At 70.6% G+C, this 23,871-nt stretch carries 21 protein-coding genes and 1 pseudogene; 13 read left to right on the plus strand and 9 right to left on the minus strand.

Going from position 1 to position 23,871, the window contains the following annotated elements:
* The first annotated feature begins 165 nt into the window (after positions 1-165).
* Positions 166-1,416, plus strand: coding sequence for a lanthionine synthetase LanC family protein (locus AB0I18_RS19345; RefSeq protein ID WP_363106726.1), 1,251 nt, complete (start codon positions 166-168; stop codon positions 1,414-1,416).
* A 78-nt stretch (positions 1,417-1,494) separates the two neighbouring features.
* Here AB0I18_RS19345 and AB0I18_RS19350 read toward each other — a convergent pair whose 3' ends face one another.
* The 7 genes from AB0I18_RS19350 to zapE form a co-directional block, all read right to left on the minus strand.
* Complete coding sequence (locus AB0I18_RS19350) at positions 1,495-2,583, minus strand: CU044_5270 family protein (RefSeq protein ID WP_363106727.1); 1,089 nt, start codon at positions 2,581-2,583, stop codon at positions 1,495-1,497.
* A complete protein-coding gene (locus AB0I18_RS19355; RefSeq protein ID WP_363106728.1) occupies positions 2,580-3,173 on the minus strand; it encodes a sigma-70 family RNA polymerase sigma factor in 594 nt (197 codons plus the stop codon). The genes AB0I18_RS19350 and AB0I18_RS19355 overlap by 4 nt, the downstream gene beginning before the upstream one ends.
* A gap of 188 nt (positions 3,174-3,361) precedes the next feature.
* Positions 3,362-4,753 carry a PhoX family protein gene (locus tag AB0I18_RS19360; protein WP_363106729.1) on the minus strand — a complete coding sequence of 464 codons (1,392 nt, stop codon included), beginning with the start codon at positions 4,751-4,753 and terminating at the stop codon, positions 3,362-3,364.
* Between the two features lie 271 nt (positions 4,754-5,024).
* Positions 5,025-6,491, minus strand: a complete 1,467-nt coding sequence (locus tag AB0I18_RS19365) for a SulP family inorganic anion transporter (protein WP_363106730.1) — start codon at positions 6,489-6,491, stop codon at positions 5,025-5,027.
* A gap of 68 nt (positions 6,492-6,559) precedes the next feature.
* Positions 6,560-7,150 carry a carbonic anhydrase gene (locus AB0I18_RS19370; RefSeq protein WP_363106731.1) on the minus strand — a complete coding sequence of 197 codons (591 nt, stop codon included), beginning with the start codon at positions 7,148-7,150 and terminating at the stop codon, positions 6,560-6,562.
* A 147-nt stretch (positions 7,151-7,297) separates the two neighbouring features.
* Entirely contained in the window at positions 7,298-7,672 is a 375-nt protein-coding gene (locus AB0I18_RS19375) for a hypothetical protein (protein WP_363106732.1), read from the minus strand.
* A gap of 171 nt (positions 7,673-7,843) precedes the next feature.
* Positions 7,844-8,947 (minus strand): cell division protein ZapE, encoded by a 1,104-nt coding sequence (gene zapE, locus AB0I18_RS19380; protein ID WP_363106733.1) that lies wholly within the window; start codon positions 8,945-8,947, stop codon positions 7,844-7,846.
* A gap of 37 nt (positions 8,948-8,984) precedes the next feature.
* Between zapE and AB0I18_RS19385 the strand changes: the two genes are divergently transcribed.
* The 10 genes from AB0I18_RS19385 (at position 8,985) to AB0I18_RS19430 (ending at position 20,909) form a co-directional block, all read left to right on the plus strand.
* On the plus strand, positions 8,985-9,824 hold the full coding sequence (locus AB0I18_RS19385; RefSeq protein ID WP_363106734.1) for a pyrimidine reductase family protein: 840 nt from the start codon (positions 8,985-8,987) through the stop codon (positions 9,822-9,824).
* A gap of 179 nt (positions 9,825-10,003) precedes the next feature.
* A complete protein-coding gene (locus tag AB0I18_RS19390) occupies positions 10,004-10,477 on the plus strand; it encodes an indole-3-glycerol phosphate synthase (RefSeq protein ID WP_363106735.1) in 474 nt (157 codons plus the stop codon).
* A gap of 208 nt (positions 10,478-10,685) precedes the next feature.
* Positions 10,686-12,077, plus strand: a complete 1,392-nt coding sequence (murC, locus tag AB0I18_RS19395; RefSeq protein WP_363106736.1) for a UDP-N-acetylmuramate--L-alanine ligase — start codon at positions 10,686-10,688, stop codon at positions 12,075-12,077.
* A gap of 28 nt (positions 12,078-12,105) precedes the next feature.
* Positions 12,106-12,513, plus strand: a complete 408-nt coding sequence (gene msrB / locus AB0I18_RS19400) for a peptide-methionine (R)-S-oxide reductase MsrB (RefSeq protein ID WP_363106737.1) — start codon at positions 12,106-12,108, stop codon at positions 12,511-12,513.
* Between the two features lie 332 nt (positions 12,514-12,845).
* Positions 12,846-13,478, plus strand: coding sequence for an antibiotic biosynthesis monooxygenase (locus AB0I18_RS19405; protein ID WP_363106738.1), 633 nt, complete (start codon positions 12,846-12,848; stop codon positions 13,476-13,478).
* A gap of 26 nt (positions 13,479-13,504) precedes the next feature.
* Entirely contained in the window at positions 13,505-15,694 is a 2,190-nt protein-coding gene (gene pabB / locus AB0I18_RS19410; protein ID WP_363106739.1) for an aminodeoxychorismate synthase component I, read from the plus strand.
* Entirely contained in the window at positions 15,691-17,256 is a 1,566-nt protein-coding gene (locus tag AB0I18_RS19415) for an AMP-binding protein (RefSeq protein ID WP_363106740.1), read from the plus strand. Before pabB ends, AB0I18_RS19415 begins: the two co-directional genes overlap by 4 nt.
* 41 nt (positions 17,257-17,297) lie before the next feature.
* On the plus strand, positions 17,298-18,890 hold the full coding sequence (locus AB0I18_RS19420) for an AMP-binding protein (RefSeq protein WP_363106741.1): 1,593 nt from the start codon (positions 17,298-17,300) through the stop codon (positions 18,888-18,890).
* A gap of 1 nt (position 18,891) precedes the next feature.
* On the plus strand, positions 18,892-20,070 hold the full coding sequence (locus AB0I18_RS19425; protein WP_363106742.1) for an FAD-dependent monooxygenase: 1,179 nt from the start codon (positions 18,892-18,894) through the stop codon (positions 20,068-20,070).
* 44 nt (positions 20,071-20,114) lie between these two features.
* On the plus strand, positions 20,115-20,909 hold the full coding sequence (locus AB0I18_RS19430; RefSeq protein WP_363106743.1) for an aminotransferase class IV: 795 nt from the start codon (positions 20,115-20,117) through the stop codon (positions 20,907-20,909).
* A gap of 94 nt (positions 20,910-21,003) precedes the next feature.
* Here AB0I18_RS19430 and AB0I18_RS19435 read toward each other — a convergent pair whose 3' ends face one another.
* The gene (locus tag AB0I18_RS19435; RefSeq protein ID WP_363106744.1) at positions 21,004-21,495 is read right to left on the minus strand and encodes a carboxymuconolactone decarboxylase family protein; all 492 of its coding nucleotides are present in this window, start codon (positions 21,493-21,495) and stop codon (positions 21,004-21,006) included.
* Positions 21,496-21,529: 34 nt separating this feature from the next.
* Between AB0I18_RS19435 and AB0I18_RS19440 the strand changes: the two are divergent.
* Positions 21,530-21,961, plus strand: a pseudogene (locus AB0I18_RS19440) (helix-turn-helix transcriptional regulator); the annotation flags it as partial.
* A gap of 1 nt (position 21,962) precedes the next feature.
* Here the strand turns inward: AB0I18_RS19440 and AB0I18_RS19445 are convergent.
* Complete coding sequence (locus AB0I18_RS19445) at positions 21,963-22,925, minus strand: helix-turn-helix transcriptional regulator (RefSeq protein ID WP_363106745.1); 963 nt, start codon at positions 22,923-22,925, stop codon at positions 21,963-21,965.
* A gap of 394 nt (positions 22,926-23,319) precedes the next feature.
* On the opposite strand from AB0I18_RS19445, the gene AB0I18_RS19450 reads away from it, so the two are divergent.
* Positions 23,320-23,724: an ester cyclase gene (locus tag AB0I18_RS19450; RefSeq protein WP_363106746.1), complete on the plus strand. Its 405-nt coding sequence runs from the start codon at positions 23,320-23,322 to the stop codon at positions 23,722-23,724.
* Positions 23,725-23,871: the final 147 nt, after the last annotated feature.

Raw genomic sequence — 23,871 nt, forward strand, 5'->3', positions numbered from 1 at the left:
GGATTCACTCGGTCTCTCCCCAGCCTCCACGGTGACGTTTTAACCGTCCAACAAAAGAATCCGATCGCTTTGAGCAGCGGCGGTGATGAATCAGTGCTTGTCTCTCAACCGGAGACCGCTTGATGTGGTTCGTGGGGCGGCCCGACTCTGTGGAACGCTGGGCCGATGATCACTGGTGCAGCGGATGACGCGGAGTCGCTTGCCGTCGGGGCCCTTGAGTGGCTGATGAAGGCTGCGCGGGACATCGATGACGGGGTGGACGGGGTGGCCTGGCCGAACACTCTCGCCGACGACCAGGTCACGCCAGACCTGTACAGCGGAAGTTCGGGGGTGCTGCCGGCTCTCCTCGACGCATGGCGGTACTTCGCCGACGACCGGTACGCGGACATGGCTCTGCGTGGTGTCCGCAGCGTCGCTGACGCAGTCGAGGACTGGGCGGACAGCGGCCTCTACACGGGAGTGGCCGGCATGGCTGTCGCCCTGCGAGGCGTACACCGTGTGCTCGGTGACACCGCGGCGGGGGCGTCCGCCGACCGTGCTCTGGACGTCCTGCGATCCCGCTACGACGGCGCAGGGTGGAACGACTACTTCGAACTGATAGCCGGCAACGCCGGCATAGCGCTCGCCGCGCTGGAGTGCGGCGATCTCGACCTCGCCCAGCTGGCCGTCGACCGCTACGCACGCACTGCCGAGCCCACCACTGCCGGCGTTCAGTGGGAGATCCGGGCCGGCGCGGTGCCCCGCCTGCACCACATGTCGCACGGCACCCTCGGCATCGTCTACGCGCTCGCTGCCGTCGGCCGGGCCGCCGGCCGCCCCGACCTCGTCGACCTCGCGGTGGCCGGAGCCGCCGATGTCGTCTCCCGTGACGAAGCCGGCCCGGACGGCTTCCTCGTCGCGCACTCCGACCCGCAACAGCAGCACGAGAAGATCGGACGCCACAACTACGGCTGGTGCCACGGCCCGGCCGGCGACGCCCAGGCGTTCCGTCTGCTGACCCACGTCCTGCCCGACGATCCCGCCTGGCCCGCCCTCGCCGACCGCTGCTGGCACACAGTCGTCAACTCCGGCATCCCACAACGGATCCGCCCCGGCTTCTGGGACAACAACGGCCGCTGCTGTGGCACCGCCGGCGTCCTCGCCCTCGCCTGCGACCGCCAGGTCGAACGCGGCGACGGCCGTGACTTCGCCGACATCCTCGTCGCCGACCTCGCGGCCCGCGCGACGACCGACGCCGAGGGCATCCGCTGGTCCAACTTCGAACACCGGGAGACACCCAGCGACCTCGCCCCCGCCACCGGCTGGGCCATGGGCAACGCGGGCATCATCCGTGAGCTCCTGCGCCACGCCCGCATCACCGCGAACCGCGACCCGCGGTACGCCGTCCCCCTCCCGGACCACCTCCCCACTGCCTGAGCGCCAGTCGCGGCTCCAAACGCAGGCGCGCCGTGCGGACTGCGGGGCCCTGTGGAGAAGTCCGCCTTCGCCGCCGCGTCACGGCCTTTCGTTCACGGTGTCCACGGACCCTCGGGCGAGGAACTCCTGGACCGCCAGGGTGGCGGGCACCCGGATGTTCAGCATGCGGGGATGGCCGAGGAGAGCCTCCTCGTGGCCCAGGAGGTCGCCGGTCTCGGGGGAGAACAGGATCGACTGTCGCGAGGTGCTTTCCTTCCACAGCTCTTCCTGGGTCACCGCCACGGCCCGCCGGCCCTGCCATGTCGTCGTGGTGGACACCTTGATCCCGGTGGCGCCGGCCAGTACGCGGAGCGCGGCCGCACGCAGCCGAGGGTCCACGGGGCCCGAACGGGCGGCGACGCCGAGCATGTCGGACACGCCGTAGACCAGCTGCCCGCCCTCCCAGTTGACCTGCTTCAGCTGCTTGAGGAGTTTCTTCGGGTCCGTCGAGAACGGCTCCACCTTCTGCCACGCGTCACCCTCCGGGTCCGGGAATCCGCCCCGCCCGAAGCGCTCGTCCGTACGTCCGTCGCCCGCGATCAGGCCCGCGTCGCGTGCGGCCTTCTCCGTCTCGGGGTTGGGGAAGATCGGCCTGCCGTACGTGCTCAGCAGCCGGCCCGCCCCGTCCGGCCGTCGCCATGTCTCCACGACGGTGGGTACGGCGGCGTTGGCCGCGCCGCCCGGGGCGTCACCGGCCGTGTTCAGCCACCAGCCCCACGTCCTGGCGTACTGGTAAGGGCCCGTCGAGTGCTCCTTTGGCAGCTTCTCCACCCGGGCCGCGAGCCGGAGCAGATGGTCGGCGGGCCGGCCGTCCACCGGGGAGAGCGTCAGGACGGGTGGCGTGACGGCGACCGCCGGCGTCGCGCCCTCTCTTCCCGGCAGGGGCAGACCGCCGTTGAGTACGAGCACCCCGGCGCCCATGACGGCCACCGCGGCGCCGAGGAGCGTTCGGCGTCCGGGGCCGAGGACGAGCCGCGTGGAGTGGTCCGCCACGGCCGTACGGCGGAGGAGGACGAGTTCCCGTTCGGCGCGCGCCGGCAGTCCCTCCTCGACGCCGCCGTCCATGACGCCGACGGGATCGGCGTCCGGCGGCAGCAACTCCCTGACCCGTTCCACATCCCTGTTCATCGGGCATCCCCCTCCGAAGCGCTCCCCTCCGAAGCGCTCCCTTCCAAAACCACGGCGTCCACCCGGTGCACGGCGGCCGTGGGCGCGGGCGTCGCCGCCCCGCCGCGCGCCAACTGCCGTTCCAGCCGCACCCTGGCGCGGTGCAACTGGACGGCGAACGCCGCACGACTGCGGCCCATGACCCTCGCGGCGTCACGCGCTTCCAGACCGTCCCAGGCGACGAGCAGCAGCACCTCGCGGTCTGTCTCCGACAGTTCGGCCAGTGCACGGGCCGCGCCCAGGCGGTCGAGGACCTGCCTCTCCGCCGAGCGCTCGGTCGCTTCCTCGGCGGCGGCGAGTTCGAGGCGCCTGCCCAGCTGCTCGGCCCTTCCCGTCGTACGGCGGGAGTTCGCCGCGACCCGACGGGCGATCCCGTACAACCACGGCAGGGCGTCGTCCCCGCGCCGGTCTCCCCAGCGACGCCAGGCGAGCGTGAACACCTCGGCCGCCGCGTCCTCGGCGTCACCGGCCGACAGCCGTCGCAGAAGGAACCTCAGCACCGGCCGGTAGGCGACTCGGTAGGTCTCCTCGAACTCATCCCATTCCGCCAAGTCCCCACCCATCCCCCGCCCTTGTGCCGACAGCGTCCCCACTCTGTTTGTGTCCGGCACTGTCCGCGGATTACAGCGGATTGCAGGGGCATTCGGTTACGGACGCGTTCGCCCGGGCCCGGCCGAACGCGCGGCCGACGGGCAGTCCTCGCGGAGAGCGTGGACCACCCGTCGGCCGCAGGAGTCGGTCAGGTCCGCCGCCAGGGCCCCGTCACCGCGAACGTGGTCCCCGGCGTGTAGCAGTTCACGTACATCGTTCCGCCGTCGGGCGAGAAGGCGGCACCCGCGAACTCGCCCCACTCGGGCGCCTCGGGCGTGCCGATGTTCTGCCGGTTGCGGGCCATCGCGTACACCTCGCCTCGCCGCGTCACGCCGTACACGTGCTGGGCCCCCTCGCCGTCCTCGCAGACCATCAGGCCGCCGCTGGGGGCGAGGCAGATGTTGTCGGGGGACTCGCCGGGGAGCTGTACGTCCGTGTCGGGGCCGAAGACGATCACCAGCGTGAGCCGGCGCGCGGCCGGGTCGTAGCGCCAGATCTGGCCGAAGTGGTCGGCGGCCGAACCCTCGCTGCTGTGCGCGAAGGACGACACGAAGTAGACGCACCTGCCGCCCCAGTAGCAGCCCTCCAGCTTCTGGGCGTGGGTGATGCCCTTGGGGCCGAAGTCCTGGAGGCGGATGGGGGTTTGGGCCGCCAGCGGGTCCGGAACGTCCACCCATTCGACGCGGTCGAAGCCGGCACCCGGCTCCTGGATGGACGACAGGTCGGGTACGCCCGGCACGCGCATCGCCTGGAGCCTGCCGCCCGCCCGGAGTGAACCCCGGCCGCCCTTCGGCTTGTCGGGCAGGAAGCGGTAGAAGAGGCCGAAGGGCTTGAGGAAGGCGTCCTCGGTCTCGTAGACGATGCCGCGCTCGGGATCGACGGCGACCGCCTCGTGCTGGAAACGGCCCATGGCGGTGAGGGGTACGGCACCCGTGCGGTGCGGGTTGACCGGGTCGACCTCGAAGATGAAGCCGTGGTCCTTGGTGTAACCGTTCGTGCCGGCCTTGTCCTCGGTCTCCTCACAGGTCAGCCAGGTGCCCCAAGGAGTGGGCCCGCCCGCACAGTTGACCGCCGTGCCGGCGATCCCGACCCGCTCGTCGATCACTTTCCCGTGCCCGTCGAGCGTCAGCGTCGTACAGCCGCCCTTGCCCATCGGGTCGTACGTGAGCCCTTTGACCGTGGGGACCGGGATGCGGCCGGTGTTGCGGTTCTCGTGGTTGCGGACGAGGTGGACCCGGCCGTGTCTGCCCCCGGAGTCCCCGGAACGCCCGGACCCGGCGAACGCGGCCATGCCGTCGTGGTTGCTGGGCACCCGGCCCTCGCCGGAGAGGAGCGGGTCGCCCTCGCGGGACAGCACCCGGTAGCGGAAACCTTCCGGTAGGTCCAGCAGGCCGTCGGGGTCGGGGACCAGAGGGCCGTATCCGGAGTGGCCCAGTGCGGCGGCCGTACCCGTGAAGAGCTCGGACAGGGCCCCGGTGAAGGCGATCCCCACCCCCAGGGCTCCGGAGCGGGCGAGTACCTCGCGTCGTGTTGCGGACATGGGGCGACCTTCCTGTTGGCGGACAGGAGAATGTGACCCGCCTGTGTGTATCACGCGGTCCGGAACACGTGAACCACGCGCGTAGCGTGGCGTTCTCACGGTTCGTCAGATGACCCGCATGGCCGGGGAGTTGGGTCCCGGCCCGCCGCACGACCGTGTCGCAGAGCGGGGCACGTAGGTGGCGCCCTGTCACAGCGGCGCCACCGACGTGCCCCTACCTTTCAGGTACCTCTCAGGAAGGCGACCTGGGTGACCTGCTCAGGAAGCCGGCTCAGGAGGCGGCTCCAGTGGCGGACGTCATCCGCACCGGCTCCGTCCCCGTCGAGCTGTGCCGCTCGGCCCAGTTCTCCAGGGCGGTCCGGCACGCGTGGTCCAGGTGGTGCAGGCCCGACAGGTTCAGCTCGACCGGCCGGTCCTGGGGCAGCGCCTCCAGGTCGTCGAGTATTTTCGGCAGCCGCAGGAAGGTGGCGTTGCCGGACAGGTACGCCTGCACGGGTCCCGCTCCCTTGTCTATGACCTCCAGCTTGATGTGCGAGGCCTCCCAGGCCGTCTTGACGACGGCCAGCGCGAGGCCGATCAGGACACCCTCGAACATGCTGATCGCGATGATCGACACGGCGGTGACGACGAGGATCAGCGCCTCGCCCCGGTGCTCGCGCCACATCGACGCGATCTCGCGCAGCGGGATCAGCTTCCAGCCCGCGTGCACCAGGATGCCCGCGAGGGCCGGCAGCGGAATGTAGGCGAGCACGGACGGCAGCAGCGCCGCGAACAGCAGCAGCCATACGCCGTGCAGCACCCGGGACGCCTTCGTCCGTGCGCCCGCCTGCACGTTCGCCGAGCTGCGCACGATCACGGCGGTCATCGGCAGCGCGCCGAGCATCCCGCAGACCGTGTTGCCCGCGCCCTGCGCCATCAGTTCCTTGTCGTACTCGGTCCGCGGTCCGTCGTGCAGCCGGTCCACCGCGGCGGCGCTGAAAAGCGACTCCGCCGAGGCGATCAGCACGAAGGCCAGGACCGTGCCGAGCACACTCAGGCTCGCCAGTTCACCGGCGGCTTCGAGCCCCGGCAGCTGGATCGAACCGAGCAGCCCCTGTACCTCGACGGTGGCGACCGGCAGGCTGAACGCCAGGGTCACGAACGTGGCGAGCGCGACCGCGCCGAGCGCCCCCGGCACCGTACGGACCTGCTTCGGGAGGTGCTTCCACAGTACGAGTACGGCGATGGTGCCGGCCCCGAGCCCGATCGAGGCCAGTGCCTCGGTGGACCCGGCGGCGTCGGCGACCAGCCCCGGCAGCCCGGTCAGCTTGCCCAGACCCGAGGCCGGGGCCTCCAGGCCCGCCATCGAGTAGAGCTGTCCCGCGATCAGGACGAGCCCGATCCCGGCCAGCATGCCCTCGACGACGGCCACCGAGATGGCCCGGAAGTAGCGCCCCAACTTCAGGGCGCCCATGAGGAGTTGGATGACACCCGTGGCCAGCACGATGACCCCGAGCACGGGCAGCCCGTACTCGCGCACGGCCTCGAAGACCAGCACGGTCAGACCCGCGGCGGGGCCGGAGACCTGGAGGCTGCTGCCGCGCATCAGGCCGGTGACGAGACCGCCCACGATGCCGGTGATCAGGCCGAGTTCGGCGGGCACCCCGGAGGCCACCGCGACGCCCACACACAGCGGCAGGGCGACGAGGAAGACGACGAGCGAGGCGGCGAAGTCCTGCTTCAGGTACGGAAACTTCATGTGGGGGAGCTTCATTCGGCTGGGGGGAGTGTCCTCGGAAGTGTTCACGGTGTCGTTCACGGGGCCGCTCACAGCTCCTCGAAGGAGTCGGACCGCACGTCGTGCGCGAGCACGGTGCCGGTGTGCACCTCGTAGAACCAGCCGCGCAACCGCAGCCGGCCGTCGGCCAGCCGCTTCTCGACGCAGGGGTACGAGCGGAGCCGCAGCAGCTGGGCGAGTATGTGGCTCTGCACGGCGTCGGTGACGGTCGGGTCCTCAACAGCCCCTTGGGGGCGGGGAGTCGAGTGGTTGAGCCAGTCGCGTACGGCGGGTACGGCGGTCAGGTCGTCGCCGCGCACCAGCGCGCCGACGGCGCCGCAGTGGGAGTGGCCGCAGACGACCACGTCGGTGACGCCGAGCACCTCCACCGCGTACTCGATGGTGGCCGCTTCGCCGGTGGGCTGTTCGGAGACGTACGGGGGGACGATGTTGCCCGCGGTGCGGAGCTCGAAGAGTTCACCGGGCCGGGCTCCGGTGATCAGCGCGGGGACGACCCGCGAGTCGGAGCAGGTGATGAAGAGCACCTGCGGGGACTGGCCTTCGGCGAGGCGGGCGAGCTCCTCCGGGCGAGCGGCTGACTGCTCGCGGAAGGAGCGTGCGTGATCGATGAGGGGCTGCATGTGTCAGTTCCTCCTGGCGCGCGTGAGGGCGCGTCGGCTTACAAAACGGAGCGCATGCGGGTACGGCGACATGACCCCACGTCAACGCGCTCGGCGGACGTGGCGTGGTGAGGGTAGGTCGATGTCTGGGCGTGCCCGAAGGTCAGTTCAGCATCGAAAGACCTGGAGCGCCGCTGTGGCGTGTGCTGCCGAGGATCTCGTCGTGCGGTGATGCGACGGTGCGGCCGCGATGTGTGACGGATCCTCGTGGTGGCCCGCCGGGTCCTTGCACAGCAAGGCACGCGCGGGTGTCTGGGGGACGTGATCCACGACGCGGTTCCGGTCGAGTGTCCGCAAGGGACCGGCCGGTCCGTTCGAGTGCGCGGACTTGCCGCAGGTGATGAACTCGGCGTCGCTCTCGGTGGACGAAACATGGAACGTGTGCGCGGACGCGAACGTTGCTGTGGGGGCAAAGAGTTGCAGGGCCAGGAGGACGGCGGCGAGAACGGTGAGCACTGTCCGGGCCGTCTTGCCTCGTAACATGTGCCTCCTCTCGGCCGTCTTCTGGTCAAGGCTCTTCACGTCAACAACCACGTTAACGCGGCAAGTTGTTTGCAGGGTTAACTTAACGTTTCACCCTGAAGAGAGCCTGAAGAGGGCCGAAGACCACCTGAAGGGGTCCGGAATCGGGCCGAAAAAAGGTGTTACCGGTGGTCAGCTCTTCACCAGGGGCCTCGCGTCGCGCGCCAGCGCCGTGAGCCGGGAAATCGCCCGGAAGTACTTCTTGCGGTACCCGCCGCCCAGCATCTCCTCGCTGAAGAGCCGGTCGAACGGCAGCCCCGAGGAGAGCACCGGGACCTCGCGGTCGTACAGCCGGTCGGCGAGGACGACGAGCCGCAGCGCGGTGGACTGGTCCGGGACCGGCCGCACGTCCGTGAGGCACACCGCGCTGATCCCGTCGGTCAGCGCGCCGTACCGGCTGGGGTGCACCCGGGCCAGATGGTCGAGCAGATGCGGGAAGTCGTCGAGCGAGGCGCCCGGGGCGGCGTACGCGGCCCTGGTGACCTGCTCGTCGGAGTACGGCGCGGGGGCCTCGGGCAGCCCGCGGTGGCGGTAGTCCTCGCCGTCGATGCGCAGCGCGCGGAAGTGCGCCGACAGGCCCTGGATCTCGCGCAGGAAGTCGGCCGAGGCGAAACGGCCCTCGCCGAGCTTGCCCGGCAGCGTGTTGGAGGTCGCGGCGAGCGCCACACCCGCGTCGACCAGCCTGCCGAGCAGGCTGGACACGAGGACGGTGTCGCCGGGGTCGTCGAGCTCGAACTCGTCGATGCACAGCAGCCGGTGGCCGCCGAGCGTCTGCACGGTCTTCTGGAAGCCGAGCGCGCCGACCAGGTTCGTCAGCTCCACGAACGTGCCGAAGGCCTTGAGGGCGGGTTCCGCCGGGGTCGCGTGCCACAGGGAGGCGAGCAGGTGTGTCTTGCCGACGCCGTAACCACCGTCGAGGTAGACCCCGCGCGGACCGGCCGGGACCTTGGCGGCCTTCTTGCCGCCGAACCCGAGGAAACCGCGCTTGCCGGAGCCGGTGGCGGGTGCCCCTCCGAGCCCTGCCGCGAAGCGGTCCAGGACGCGTACGGCCTCGGTCTGGCTGGGCTGGTTCGGGTCCGGGATGTACGTGGCGAAGCGGACCGAGTCGAAGCGCGGCGGCGGCACCATCTCGGCGACCAGCCGGTCCGCGGGGACGTGCGGCTCGCGCTCGCACAGGGACAGCGGAGTCGCGTCGGCTATCGGGCCGGTTCCGGAGGCGGTGGTGGAGGTGGACACGGTTCCCCACTCTACGGCTCGTGCCAGACTGCACGGCATGCGACGCCTGTTCCCTGTGACGGACGAGACAGCGGCCCGGACCTCGGCCCGGACCCCGGGCGGGGCCCCCGGCGGGACCTCGGGAGAGACCCCCGGTACGGCGGGTACGGACCGTGAGTGGAGCTTGGAGGAGCTGGCGGAGGCGTACGCCTATCCCTCGGCATCCTCGGGGGGTGAGCCCTGGCTGCGGGCCAACATGGTCTCCACGCTCGACGGGGCCGCCCAGCACGACGGGCGTTCGCAGCCCATCTCCAGCACCGCCGACATGCGGATCTTCGGCACGCTGCGGGGGCTCGCGGACGTCGTGGTGGTCGGTGCGGAAACGGTACGCCAGGAGGGTTACCGCCCGGCACGCGAGCGCGCGGACTTCGCCGCTCTCCGGGCGGCGGCGGGGCAGGGGCCGGCGCCCGCGATCGCGGTGGTGAGTGCGAGCCTCGAACTGGACTTCTCGCTTCCGCTCTTCACCTCGCCCCTGGTTCCCACGCTGGTGCTGACCGGCGCCGCCGCGGCCCCCGACCGGATCGCCACCGCCGAGAAGGCCGGCGCCCAGGTCGTGATCGCCGGGGACGGCATGGGCGTGGACCCCGCGCGGGCCGTGCGTGCCCTCGCCGAGCGCGGTATGCGCCGCCTGCTCACCGAGGGCGGGCCCCGGCTGCTCGGCCAGCTGGTCGCGGCCGGGGTCCTCGACGAGCTCTGTCTGACGGTGTCCCCGATGCTCACGGCAGGCGACGCGCAGCGCATCGCGGGCGGCCCGGCGGTGGCGGTGCCCAGCCGGTTCGAACTGACCTCGCTGCTGGAGGAGGCCGGGTTCCTCTTCAGCCGTTACCGTCGGATCTGACGGACGGCCGGCACACAGGTGACACAGATGGTGTGCAGCCGGTACGCAGACAGGCGGAATCACCCGTTCCGGTTGCCCCCCGCTGGGCACACTAAATCTCGCAGCCCCCGTGCGGTCACGGGGCAGGATGGTTTCCGCAGGGGCCTACGGACGGCCCACGGAGGAGAAGGACGCCTGTCGTGTTCACAAGCGTATTGATGATCGAGAAGGCCCTGACGTCCGCCGACGTGGAGTTCGTCACCACCTTGCACGGTGACGAGGAGGTCGCCTTCCACGTACTGCTCCAGCCCCGCGGCGAGCAGGCGGACCGGTTGCTGCGGGCCATCGACGACGTGGCGCTCGGCGAACTGGACGAGGCGGCCCGCGAGGGCCGGACACCGGAGGGCGAGGATGCGGCCGGTCAGGGGCAGCAGGCCCTGGACGTGTCGCTGGTGGCCCTGCGCTCGTCCGGCAACGAGGCCGAGGGGCGGCTCATCGAGGACCACCCGCTGGACGCGCTCAAGGCCCTGGTCGACGAGATCGGCGCGGACGAGGTCATCGTGCTGACCGATCCCCACTACGTGGAGGAGTTCTTCCACCGCGACTGGGCCTCGCGGGCGCGCCACAAGGTGGGGGTGCCGGTGCTGAAACTGTTCTCGCACAGCAAGGCGTAGCTCTCCGTCGGGTTGGACCGTGGGGCTGGTGACGGTTGTCGGCTGTCGGCCGGTTCGTGGCTGGTCGCGCCCACCCGGCGGAACCGCATATGTCACAGCCCCGCGCCCCTGCGGGGCGCGGGCGCACCACAGCACGGAATAGGCTGGGGCGGCGCTCTTCACCCATGAGCGCCAGTCGTCGTCGTATCGGATCTTGGGAGAAACACGCATGGCACCCGGCATTCCTACCGCCATGGACCGACCGCACTTCATCGGCATCGGCGGCGCCGGAATGTCGGGGATCGCGAAGATCCTCGCGCAGCGTGGGGCCAAGGTGGCGGGCAGCGATGCCAAGGAGTCCGCTACCGCCGAGGCCCTGCGCGCGCTGGGGGCGACGGTCCACATCGGGCACGCGGCGGACCACCTGGCGTCGGACGCGACCTGCGTGGTGGTCTCCTCGGCGATCCGCGCGGACAACCCGGAGCTGGCCCGCGCCGCCGAACTCGGCATCCCGGTCGTCCACCGCTCGGACGCCCTCGCCCGCCTGATGGACGGCCTGCGCCCGATCGCGGTCGCGGGCACCCACGGCAAGACCACGACGACGTCCATGCTGGCGGTGTCGCTGTCGACCCTGGGCCTCGATCCCTCGTACGCGATCGGCGGCGACCTCGACGTCCCCGGTTCCAACGCCCTGCACGGCGAGGGCGACATCTTCGTGGCCGAGGCCGACGAGTCGGACCGCAGTTTCCACAAGTACGCGCCCGAGGTGGCGATCGTGCTGAACGTGGAACTGGACCACCACGCCAACTACGCGTCCATGGACGAGATCTACGAGTCCTTCGAGACGTTCGCGGACCGGATCACCGAGGGCGGCACGCTGGTGATCTCGGCGGACCAGGAGGGCGCGCGGGAGCTGACGCGCCGCGTCACGGCCTGTGACGTGCGGGTGGTGACGTACGGCGAATCGGAGGACGCGGACGTACGAGTGGTGTCCGTTGTCCCCCAGGGCCTGAAGAGCGAGGTCACCGTCCTGCTCGACGGCGACTCGCTGACGTTCACGGTCTCGGTCCCGGGCCGGCACTACGCCAACAACGCGGTGGCGGCGCTGGCGGCGGGCGTGGCGCTCGGTGTCCCGGCGGCGGAACTGGCTCCGGCCCTGGCGTCGTACACGGGCGTGAAGCGCCGCCTCCAGCTGAAGGGTGAGGCGGCGGGCGTGCAGGTCATCGACTCGTACGCGCACCACCCGACCGAGATGACCGCCGACCTGGAGGCGATGCGGGCGGCCGCGGGCGACTCGCGCATCCTGGTCGTCTTCCAGCCCCACCTCTTCTCGCGCACCCAGGAGCTCGGCAAGGAGATGGGCGAGGCCCTGGCCCTGGCGGACGCCTCGGTGGTCCTCGACATCTACCCGGCCCGCGAGGACCCGGTCCCGGGCGTGACGAGCGCGCTGATCATCGACGCGGCGCGCGCGACGGGCGCCGATGTGACGCACGTCCACGACAAGGCGGAGGTTCCTGAGGCGGTCGCGGGAATGGCCGGGCCGGGTGATCTCGTTCTCACCATGGGCGCGGGTGATGTGACGGACCTCGGCCCCGAGATCCTGACCCGCCTGTCGAAGTAGCCGTACCTGTTGTGAGGGGTTGAGCTTCATGTCGTACGACATCGAAAAGCCGGACGAGCAGTGGCAGACGGAGCTGACCCCGGCGGAGTACGCGGTCCTGCGCAAGGCGGGCACGGAGCCGGCGTTCACCGGCGAGTACACCGACACCAAGACCAAGGGCGTGTACTCCTGCCGCGCCTGCGGCGCCGAACTCTTCACCTCCACCGAGAAGTTCGAGTCGCACTGCGGCTGGCCGAGCTTCTTCGACCCGAAGGACTCCGACGCGGTCGAACTGATCGAGGACCGCTCGCACGGGATGCTGCGGACCGAGGTGCGGTGCGCTCGGTGCGGGTCGCATCTTGGGCACGTGTTCGAGGGGGAGGGGTATGCGACGCCGACCGATCAGCGGTACTGCATCAACTCGATCTCGCTGCGGCTGACGCCGGACGAGGGCTGAGGCTCGGCCGGGCGGCATCGCTGGTAGGGCCCCGACCTGGTCTTATGGCCTGGTCGGGGCCCTTTGTCATGTTTGGGCGTATCCCGCTTCTACCTGCGACGTATCAACTGGTAAATCGAGTGGGCGGTCACTTCTTTTCGGGCCGGTTCGATCTCGGTGCGTGCCCGGTCGATTACCTCGCGGGTCATTTTCCGCTTTGTTCGGGAATCCGGCAAGCGATTCCGGGAATTCGAGAATGTTACCCGAAGTATCGTGTGGCAAAAGATGTCAAGGCGGGTAGAAGGGTGACAAAGGGCCGATTTCCAGGCTGCGTGCAAAAGCTCTGTTGAGAGTTGAACGGCAAGCCTTCTCTTTCCGTATTCAAGGGCGTGACCAGGAATCCCGTTACCGTCACCGTCGCGTATCGAGTGGTACCGGGCCGTGAGGCCGAGTTCCACTCCTGGGGGTGGGGTGTGCTGCGGGCCGGCGCGCAGCAGCCGGGCTTTCTCGGCGGTGGCGTGCTCGTCGACGGAGAGGCGGAGTGGCATGTGGTTTACCGCTTCATCAGCGAGGGTTCCGCCCTGGCCTGGGAAGGCTCGGCCGAGCGGGCGCAGTGGCAGGCCGGTGGGGAGAAGCTCGCCCGGGAGACCGGTCGGCGGACCGTGCAGGGCTCCAGGGCCTGGTTCGACTCCCAGGCCGAAGCCGCGTCCGCGACCGCTGCGGCCCCGCGTCCGCCGCCGAAGTGGAAGTTATGGTTCGTGAATATGAGCGCGGTCTTCCCTCCGGTGCTCGTATTCAATTTGGCGATACTTCCTTATCTCGGCAGCCTCAATCCTCTCATCCGTACTCTGCTGCTGTGTCTGGCCGTCACGGCCATTGTCACGTGGATCCTCATGCCGCGACTTCAGCGTTTCTTCAAGAAATGGCTGTATCCGCCCCTCCAGGCGATGCGTGGACGGCACAAAAGGCGGGCCGCACAAGGCTGAGAACGACAATAAAGGGGGGTGGGCGGGTGAAGACCCTGCTCATCGACAACTACGACTCGTACACGTACAACCTGTTCCAGCTGATTGCCGAGGTCAATGGCGAGGAGCCGGTGGTGATCCTCAACGACGCCTCGGCCGACGGACTTCCGGATCTTCGGGAGTTCGACAATGTGGTGGTGTCACCCGGGCCCGGACACCCCGGTCGGGTGCGCGACTTCGGGATCAGCGCCGGCGTGCTCGCCGAGTCCGGGATACCCGTCCTGGGTGTCTGCCTCGGCCACCAGGGCATCGCGGCCGGCGAACACGCCCGGGTGACGGCCGCACCGCAGCCCCGGCACGGGCATCTCTCCAGAATCCGGCACAACGGCGAGGACCTGTTCCGCGGGCTGCCGCAGGACTTCACCGCGGTCCGCTATCACTCGCTGGCCGTGCGGGAGCCGCTGCCCGCGAGTCTCAAGGGCACCGCCTGGTCCGAGGACGGCGTACTGATGGGGCTGCGGCACCGCACCCGTCCGCTGTGGGGCGTGCAGTTCCACCCCGAGTCCGTCCTCACCGAGTACGGCCACCGGCTGTTCCTGAACTTCCGGAGCCTCACCGCGGCCCGGCCCCACCCGGTCCGCCTGGCCAAGTCCCGTATACGCAAGCCCCGTACGCAGGGAGCCCGTACGCAGGAACCCCGTACGCAGGGAGCCCGTACCGACAGCACCGCGTCGGCATTCGTGCCCCGACCGCGGCGGACCGCGCCCGCCGGCCACCGGCTGCACAGCCGCAGGATCGCGACCGCCGTGGACGCCGAGACGGCCTTCACCCGGATGTGCGCCGAGGCGCCCAGAGCGTTCTGGCTGGACAGTTCCCGGGTCGAGGAGGGGCAGTCCCGCTTCTCGTTCTTCGGCGACGGCACGGGGCCGCTGGCCGAGTTCGTGCGCTACGACGTCGAGGCCGGCGTCTGTGAGATCGAGCGGTCCGGGCGGCCCCCGCGCAAGGTCCGGGCGAGCGTCTTCGACTATCTGAAGCGGCAGTTGGCGACCCGTCAGGTGGACGCCGACGAGTTACCCTTCGACTTCACCGGCGGCTATGTCGGCTACTTCGGCTACGAACTGAAGGCCGACTGCGGCTCGCCGAACCGCCACCGGGCCGAGACCCCGGACGCCTGCTGGCTCTTCGCCGACCGGCTGATCGCCGTGGACCACCGCGACGGATTCACCTACGCCGTCTGCCTGGCCGAGAACACCCCCCAGGGAGCGCGGGACGCCGCCGACTGGCTGGACAGCGCGGTGGCACAGCTCAGCTTCGTGCCGCCGGCCGGGCCCGCCATCACCGCGCCGTCCGTGTCCGAGCCCAGCCTCCGCGGCGCCGAACCCTGGCTCACCCGCGACCGTGCGACCTACCTCGCCGACATCGAGGCCTGCCGACGCGAGCTCAACGCCGGGACGAGCTACGAGATCTGCCTCACCAACGCCGCCAAGTTACCCGCGCCGCCCGACCCGTTGGCCTACTACCGGGTGCTGCGGCGCATCAACCCGGCACCGTACGCGGCCTTCCTGAAGTTCGGTGACGTGTGCGTGGCCGGCGCGTCCCCCGAGCGGTTCCTGCGCATCACCCGGGACGGTGTCGCCGAGGCCAAGCCCATCAAGGGCACCGCACCCCGCGACAGCCGCCCGGAGGAGGACGACCGGCTGCGGGACTCGCTCGCCGCGGACGCCAAGACCCGCGCCGAGAACCTGATGATCGTCGACCTGCTCCGCAACGACCTCGGCCGGGTCTGCGAGACCGGCACGGTCAGGGTTCCGCGACTGATGGCCACCGAGACGTACGCCACCGTGCACCAGCTCGTCTCCACCGTCGAGGGCAGGCTCCGCGAAAGCACCGACGCGGTGGACTGCGTACGCGCCTGCTTCCCCGGCGGCTCGATGACCGGGGCGCCGAAGCTGCGCACGATGGAGATCATCGACGCGCTGGAGACGGAGGCCCGCGGTGTGTACTCCGGCGCCGTCGGCTACCTCGGCTGCAGTGGCGGAGCCGATCTCAGCATCGTCATCCGCACCGCCGTCTTCACCGACGGCCGGATGCACCTGGGCGCGGGCGGCGCCATCGTCCTCGGCTCCGACCCGCAGGCGGAGTACGACGAGATGCTGCTGAAGACCGCCGCCCAGCTGCGCGCCCACCACGAGGCCACGGCCGCCGCGGCTGTTCCCGTAAGGGAGCCGGTCAGGTGACCCCGCGTGCCACCTTCAGCCCCACCGACACGACCGGCCCCACGGACACCGAGGCCGGGAATCTGGCATCCGCGCTTGCCGCGCTGGCCGAGCGGCGGGGCTGGACCGATCGGCCCGCCTTCCACCAGGGCCACCGGGCCTGGACCCACGGCGAGGTGCACGACCTCGCGGCCCGCGCCGCCGGCGTGCTGGCCGACCACGGCGTCCGCCCCGGCGACCGGGTCCTGCTCGCGCTGCCCGACTCCCTCGCCTGGGTGACGGCCTTCCTCGCCACCGCCCGGCTCGGAGCGGTCGCGGTACTGGTCAATCCCGAACTGCCCCCGGCCGAGCACGCGTTCATGGCCGAGAACGCCGGAGCCGCGCTGTGCGTGACCGGGCCGGGTCTCGAGGACCGGTTCGCCGGGCGGGCACGGCTCGGTGCCGACCAGCTCGTCGCACTCACCGGCAGCGCGCCGCCGACCACAACTGCCCACCCGGCCGGGCCGCGAACCCCGCTCTACATCCAGTACACCTCGGGCACGACCGGCACCCCCAAGGGAGTCGTGCACTGCCACGGCGACCCCGGCACGTACCACGAGCTCATCGGCGACCGGCTGCTGCGGATCACCCCGGACGACATCACCCTCTCGGTGTCGAAACTGTTCTTCGCGTACGGCTTCGGCAACGCGTTCGCCTTCCCGCTCTTCTCGGGATCCTCCGCCGTACTGGTCGACCGGCGACCCTCACCCGCCGCGGTGGACGAACTCGTCGCCCGTCACCGGGTGACCCTGCTCTACTCCGTACCGTCGGCGTACGCCGCCCTGGTGGCCGACCGGGCCGACGGGCACGCCGCCTGTTTCGCCTCCGTACGCGCCGCGGTCTCGGCCGGCGAGGGCATGCCCGCCGGACTCGGCGAGCGCGTCAGCGAACTGCTCGGCGCGCCCGTACTGGAACAGATCGGTTCCACCGAGGCCGGGCACGCCTTCTGCGCCAACAGCCTCGACGCCAACACCCCGGGCACCGTCGGCCGTCCGGTCCCGGGCTTCGAACTGGAACTGCGGGACCGCGCGGGCCACCCGGTGCCGGACGGCTCGGAGGGCGAACTCTGGGTCCGGGGACCGACGTTGACGCCCGGCTATCTGAACCTGCCCGGGGAGACGGACCGCGTCCTCGTCGACGGCTGGCTGAACACCCGGGATCGCGCGCGGCGCGAACCGGACGGCACCTACCGGCACTTGGGCCGCACCGACGACATGGAGCTGGTAGGCGGCATCACCGTCTCGCCGCTGGAGGTGGAGGCGGTGCTGCGGAAGCATCCTGCGGTACGCGAGGTCGCGGTCGCGGCTGTCACCGACGAGCGCGGCGCCACCGCCCTGCGGGCCTATGTCGTCATCGGCGTCGCGGCCACCGCCGCCCCGACCTTCGCGGCGACCAAGGCCGACCTGCAGGCCGAACTCATCTCGCTGGCCCGCGAGCACCTCGCCGCCTTCAAGGCCCCCCGGACCATCCACGTCGTGCCGTCACTGCCCCGCACCCCGACCGGCAAACTCCGCCGCCACCTCGTCCGCCGAGGCGCGTGGTGACCGCGGCCGTGACCGTGAACACCGCAGAAAGGAAAGGGCCCATGCGACAACCGCAGCCCCTGCTCTCCGATCGTGGGTTCTATCTGGGCCCGATGTTCCAGCAGGCCGCCGACCGGCACGGAGCCGTCCCGGTCACCCTGGACCGCCCGCTGGACGTCAACCCCGACCTCGGGCTCGACCTCAGCTATCCGGTCCTGGCCACCCTGGTCGAGGAACTGTCCGGACGGCTGTGGGAAGCCGGTGTCCGACCCTCCGAGCAGGTCGTCGTCCACAAGACGGACAACGTCGACATCGTCCTGCTGACCTGCGCCGTCTCCCGGATCGGCGCCGTCCCCGTGCTGCTCTCACCGGGCCTGCAGGGTCACGTCGTCGGGCAGCTCCTGAAGCGGCTGCACGAACCGTGGCTGATCACGGACCGGGCGAAACTCACCGGTCCGCTCCGGGACATCGGGGTCGCCGACCTCGTACGGCAGACGCTCGGCGTGGACGACGCACCCGGAGCCGTCCCGCTGGACAAGTACGCCGGCGCCCCACCCCACGCACCCGTCCGGCTCCACCCCCGCGAACCGGCGCTCATCACCCACAGTTCGGGCACGACCGGTGTGCCCAAGCTCGCCGTGCACTGCGCGAACACCATGTGGAACCGGCTCGTCCCGCAGAAGGCCATGGGCTGGCCGACCCGCGGCGAGACGGCGGCGCTGCACATGTCCTTCGTGCACTCGCGCTTCTACCATCTGCTCGGCGTCCTGCTGCACTTCGGCAGCCCGCTGCTGTTCATCACCGATCCCGAGCCCGCGGCGGCCGGTCCGCTGCTCGCCCGGCACCGGCCCGGCATCGTCGAGACCCACCCCAACACCTTCGTGCTGTGGGAGGAGTTGGCCGACGCGCCCGGCGCCCCGCTGGCCCGCGTCCGCTCGTACGGCAGCACCTTCGACGCGATCCACCCGCGCACCGTGCAGCGGCTGCTCGGCGCGTCGAACCGGCGCTCGCCCTGGCTGACGCAGCTCTACGGGCAGAGCGAGACGGGCCCGGTCGCCTTCCAGTGGTACACGCGCCGCAGTGCGGCCCGGGCGGACGGCCGCCGCGTCGGCATCGGCATACCCGGCTTCACCCGGGTCAGGGTCGCCGACAGCGCGGGACGGCGCACCCCGCCCGGGACACCCGGCCGGATCGAGGCCCGCACCAGGGGCCGGATCCTCACCTACCTCGGCGCCCAGGAGCAGTACGACCGTCAACTCGGCCGCGGCTGGTGGCAGATGGGCGACATGGGCTACCGGAACCGGTGGGGCGCCCTGTATCTGATCGACCGTGAGATCGACCAGATCGACTCCGTGCACAGCAATCTGGAGATCGAGGACACGCTGATGTCCCGCCTCGACGAACTGCGCGAGATCGTCATCGTGCCCGGCATCGACCGGGAGCCGGTGCCGGTGGTCTGCGTCCGGGGCGAACAGCCCCTCGACCTGCGGCGCTGGCGGGAGGCCACCACCGACCTGCCCGCGATGGCCGACCCGCGGCAGTGGCGGTTCGACGAGCTGCCGATGACCTCCACCTGGAAGGTCAAGCGGGTCGAGATCACCCGCATGCTCACCGAGAGCGCGGCCGTCACCGCCGAACACCCCGGCGGCGCCTGACGTGAACCCGGTCATCGTCGTGGGCGCGGGGCCCGTGGGTTTGTCGGCCGCACTCGGCCTGCGCGCCCACGGCCTGCCGGTCACCCTTCTGGAAGCGGACCCGCAAGGACGCGAACGGCCTGGCAGCCGCGCCCTGTTCATACACCGAGAGACGCTGCGACTGCTCGAAGGAATGCGCCCGGGACTCGCCGCCCAGATCACGTCGTACGGACGGACCTGGCAGACGAAACGCACCCTGTACCGGGGCCGCGAGGTGTACTCCCGGACGTTCCCGCCCCCCTCGTTCCCGCCGCCCTTCACGAGCCTGCGCCAGGTGGACACCGAGCGGTTCCTGCTCGCCGCCTGCGAGGCGGCCGGGGTGGAGTTCGCCTGGGACGCGCGCGTGACGGGCATCGAGGCCACCGACGCCGGAGCCGTGCTGAGCAGCGAGGACGGACGCGACTGGACCGGTACCCATGTCATCGCCGCCGACGGAGCCCGCTCGGCGGTCCGGCGGGAGTTGGGCATCCCGATGGAGGGCACCAGCTCGGAGGGATTCCATGTCGTGGTGGACGTGGCCGACATCCCGGGCGCCGAACTGCCCCTAGAGCGGGTCTTCCACTACGAACATCCCGGCGTCGGCGGCCGCAGCGTGATGCGCGTGCCGTTCACCGGGGGCTTCCAGGTCGACCTGCAGTGCCGGGACGACGACCCGCAGGAGTCCTACGGGACCGAGGAGGCGGTACGGGAATGGCTGCCGGCGGTCGTGGGGGAGGGGTACGCCGAACGCATCCTGTGGGTGTCGACGTACCGCTTCCTCCGCAAGGTCGCGGCGACCTTCACCGACCCCGAGCACCGGGTGCTGCTCGTCGGCGAGGCGGCACACCTCTTCCCGCCGTTCGGGGCCCGCGGCATGAACAGCGGCATCGCGGACGCGGCGGCGGCGACGACCGCCGTGGCCACCGGAACCGCGGCGGCGGTCGCGGAGTTCGCCGAGGCGCGCCGAACGGCGGCCCTGTTCAACAGCGCGGCGGCGGGCGAAGCCCTGGACCAGCTGCGACCGCGCCGCCGGATCGTACGAGCCAAACAGCGAGCGGCGGCGGCACTGGCACCCGTACTGCCGTGGTGCGGGGCCTGGTTGGAGCATGCCCCGTACGGACCCCGACACGGCTCACCGGCGAGCGCCGGCCGCAAATACTGACCGGACGCACCGACCGGTCGCACTGAGAGGTGGACGATTCGTTGATGACACAACCGGCAATCGCAGAAGGGCTGTTGGCATGGGTACCCGACCACGGTCTGATCGCCGGCCTGGCGGCCGACACGCAGCTGCTGGTCGCCGACTCCTGGCTGGTCCGGGACGGGCGGGTGCGCGGTCTCGACCGGCACCGGGAGCGCTTCCTGCGGGCCTGCGGCGAGTGCGGAGGGCCGTCCTTCGAGCAACTCACCCGGTTCTGGCAGGACATGACGGCCGCGCTGCCTCGTACGGGGTCCTGGTTTCCGCGTGTCGAGCTGGTGGCGGGATCCCTCCAGTTGCGGCTGCTCCTGCGGCACGCACCTGAGCTCGCCCCGGAAGTGCGGGTGTGGGCGTCGGGCCAGCCCGACCCGCGCACGGTTCCCCGCCGCAAGGGCCCGGACCTGGACGCCCTGGCCCGGGTCCGGCAGCGGGCGTGCGGACAGGGCGCCGAGGAGGCGGTACTGATCGCCCCCTCCGGCCTCGTGCTGGAGGCGGCGACCTCCAGCGTGCTGTGGTGGGAGGACGAGACTCTCTGCCTTCCCCCGCAACAGCTGCCCGTCCTGGCCGGCGTCACCGCGGGGCTCATCCAGCAGCAGGCGCAGCGGAACGGGATTCGCCTGGCCCACCGGGAACGAACCGTGGAGGAGCTGAGCGGCCGGGAGGTGTGGCTGGTGAACGCCCTGCACGGAATTCGGCCGGTGTCCGGCTGGGAGGGCCGGTCGATGATTGCGGGGCCGGTCGTGCGGGCCGAGGAATGGCGGAAATGGCTGGACGACATCATGGAGCCACTGCCGACCGCGTGAAACGGTAAAGTTTCATAAAGGATCGCGCCGGACCAATTCATTTCGGCCCGGCGCGATAAAGTCATTCCTGGATTCAGCTGTTCTCCTGGATCGCTCAGGACTTCTTCTGGGCCGGCTGATAAGGGCCTGGAACCATACGTGTCGCGATCGCGATCCGGTTGTACGCGTTGATGACGGTGGCGGCCCAGATCAATGCGGCGATCTGCGCGTCGTCAAAGACCTCCGCGGCCTCCGCGTAGACCGCATCCGGGACGTGTCCGTCGTGCACCAGGGTCACTGCCTCGGTCAACGCCAGTGCGGCGCGCTCTCGTTCGGTGAAGAACGGCGTCTCCCGCCACGCGTTCAGCGAGTAGACCCGCTGTTCGGTCTCGCCCTGGGCGCGGGCGTCCTTCGTGTGCATGTCGAGGCAGAACGCACAACCGTTGATCTGTGAAGCGCGAATCCGGATCAACTCGAGAAGCTCCGGCTCAACCTTGGCATCTTGCGCAGCGGAGACAGCGGCACCGTGCAAGGTGCCCATTGCTCCGGAGACGTCGGGGGTTATTTTCTTGAGGGCCACGCGGGCCGTGGATTCACTCTTGGGCATGAGGCGACTCTATCCGTGCAATGCGGGTCGCGAAATGGAAACGGTGCGAATAGCTGTGTGCCGATTCCCGAGAAGGCCCGGTATCGTGCGCCGGTTCCTACGCGCGCGGCGCATCCGGGCCGGCCCCGACCAGGTCGGCCTCACCGTGGGGACGAGCCTGCGCCGCACGCCAGGCCTGCGCCGCGAGGAACTGGCCACGCTCGCCGGTATCGGCATCGACTACTAGGTCCGCTTGGAGCGCGGCGAGGAGACCCGCCCCAGTCCCTCCGTGCCGGACATGATCGCTCGTGCCCTGCATCTCGACGACGCCGAGCACCAGCAGCCGCGCGAGCTCGTCACCCGGGCCGGGCGGTACGCCCCCGTGCCCCCTCCGCCGCACCGTGTGGGCCCGCAGCAGAAGTTGGTCTTGGAGACACTGCGGCCGAGCCCCGCCTGCGTCATCAGCCGCAGCATCGACCTGGGGGCGGTCAGTCGGGTGTCTCGGTCGAGTCGGCCGGTTCCGAGTCGTCGGCCGGCGTGGGCCGCTCGATGTCGGCGTCGTTGGTCGCGGCCCAGCTGGCCAGCAGGTTGAGGGCGTCCTGGGTGGGTGAGGCGGGCTCGGCGGTGTAGGTGAGGAGGAACTGGCCGGGGGTGTCGCCCAGCGGGAAGGTCTCGAAGGGCAGGTCGAGGTCGCCGACGACCGGGTGGTGCAGGAGCTTGATGCCGGTGGTGTGCATCCGGACGTTGTGGGCGGCCCAGCGGTGCCGGAACTCCTCGCTGCGGGTGGACAGTTCGCCGATCAGGTCGGTGAGCCGCCGGTCGTAGAGATCGCGGCCGGCCTCGGCGCGCAGCATGGCGACCGCATCGTTGGCGACCTGGTCCCAGTCGCGGAAGAACTCGGGCGCGTGCGGGTCGAGGAAGATGAACCGGGCGTTGTTGGGCGGGCGTGCCGGGTCGGCGTAGACCGGGGAGAACAGGGCGCGCCCGAGGGGGTTGGCGGCCAGGATGTCGCCGCGTCCGTTGAGGACGAACGCGGGCGTGCCGGTCATCGAGTCGAGGACGCGCTGTACCGCGGGCCGTACGCGTTGCTGGGCGGGCCTGCGGCGTGGCGGCCGGGCCGGGCCGGCGCCGCGCAGGAGGTCGATCAGGTGGACGCGCTCGGCCTCGTCGAGCCGCAGGGCTTGCGCGATGCCGTCGATGACGCTTTCCGAGACGCCGGTGGCGTTGCCGCGCTCCAGCCGGGTGTAGTACTCGCTGGAGATGCCCGCGAGCAGGGCGACCTCTTCCCGGCGCAGCCCGGTGACCCGTCGGCGTTCTCCGCCGTACGCGGGCAGCCCGGCCTGCTCGGGGGTGACCCGGGCCCGTCGCGTGCCCAGGAATTCCCGGATCTCCGCGCGGAAATCATCACGGATATCGCGATTGGTGTCATGTGGGTCGTTTCTGCCTGCCATGCGTTTCACTCTACGAGCGCTCGGGCCGGGTTGGGGGTCCCTGTCAGTGACCCCCTCATCAGGGACTCCCACACTCCTGTGACAACCGGTTTTGTTGGTGCTGCACCGCCCACGGCGGTGTGAACGGCCCGGACACGGCGGTGCTTGTGCTGCCCGTCCCCAGCCCTTCGCGGCGCCGTCGGCGCTGTGATCACCGGAGTCAGAAGGACGATCATGCGTAGATTCATGCGTCGATACACCAAGCCGGCCGCCGTAGTCACCGCGCTGGGAGCCCTCGGCCTGGCGGCCTTCGGAAACGGGGGCCGTGGCCGACACGGCCGACCGCACCACCGGATCCGGGTCACCGTCCCGAGTCACGGCGGAATCCGTCTCCTGGAACCACGGGACCACTCAGGTGAACAAGCGCATCATCGAGCGCTACACCAGCGAGTACCTGCCCGGTCGCAATCCCGCTCTGGCGAGCAAGTTCGTCAGCCCGGACATCGTCGTGCACTCCGGCGGCCAGACGTGGCAGGGCCGGGACACCTATCTCGGCATCGTCGCCGCGAACCTGAAGGCGTTCCCCGACCTCAAGTGGACGGTGCAGGACATGCGCGCCGAGGGCGACACCGTGGCCGTCCGCTACACCATGACCGGCACCCATGAAGGCCCCTTCGCCGGGGCCGAGGCGACCGGCAAGGCGATCCGCTCGGAGAGCATGGCGTTCTACCGCCTGTCCCACGGCAAGATCGTCGAGGAACGCGCCCAGCTCGACATGCTCGGCATCCTCACGCAGATGGGCGCCATCCCCGCCGCATAACAGCGCAGCTCTGTACTTCACCCACCTCCACTCCCCCCACGCCGAGGGCGGATGACCGGCGCTCGCCGCGCCCTCGGCACGCACGGATCCGCCTCCCCGCCGGGCTTGTGCCGCACATGCGGAGAACCGAAGAAGAGAACCAAGGAA

Source organism: Streptomyces sp. NPDC050704, from assembly GCF_040654355.1.
GTDB lineage: Bacteria > Actinomycetota > Actinomycetes > Streptomycetales > Streptomycetaceae > Streptomyces.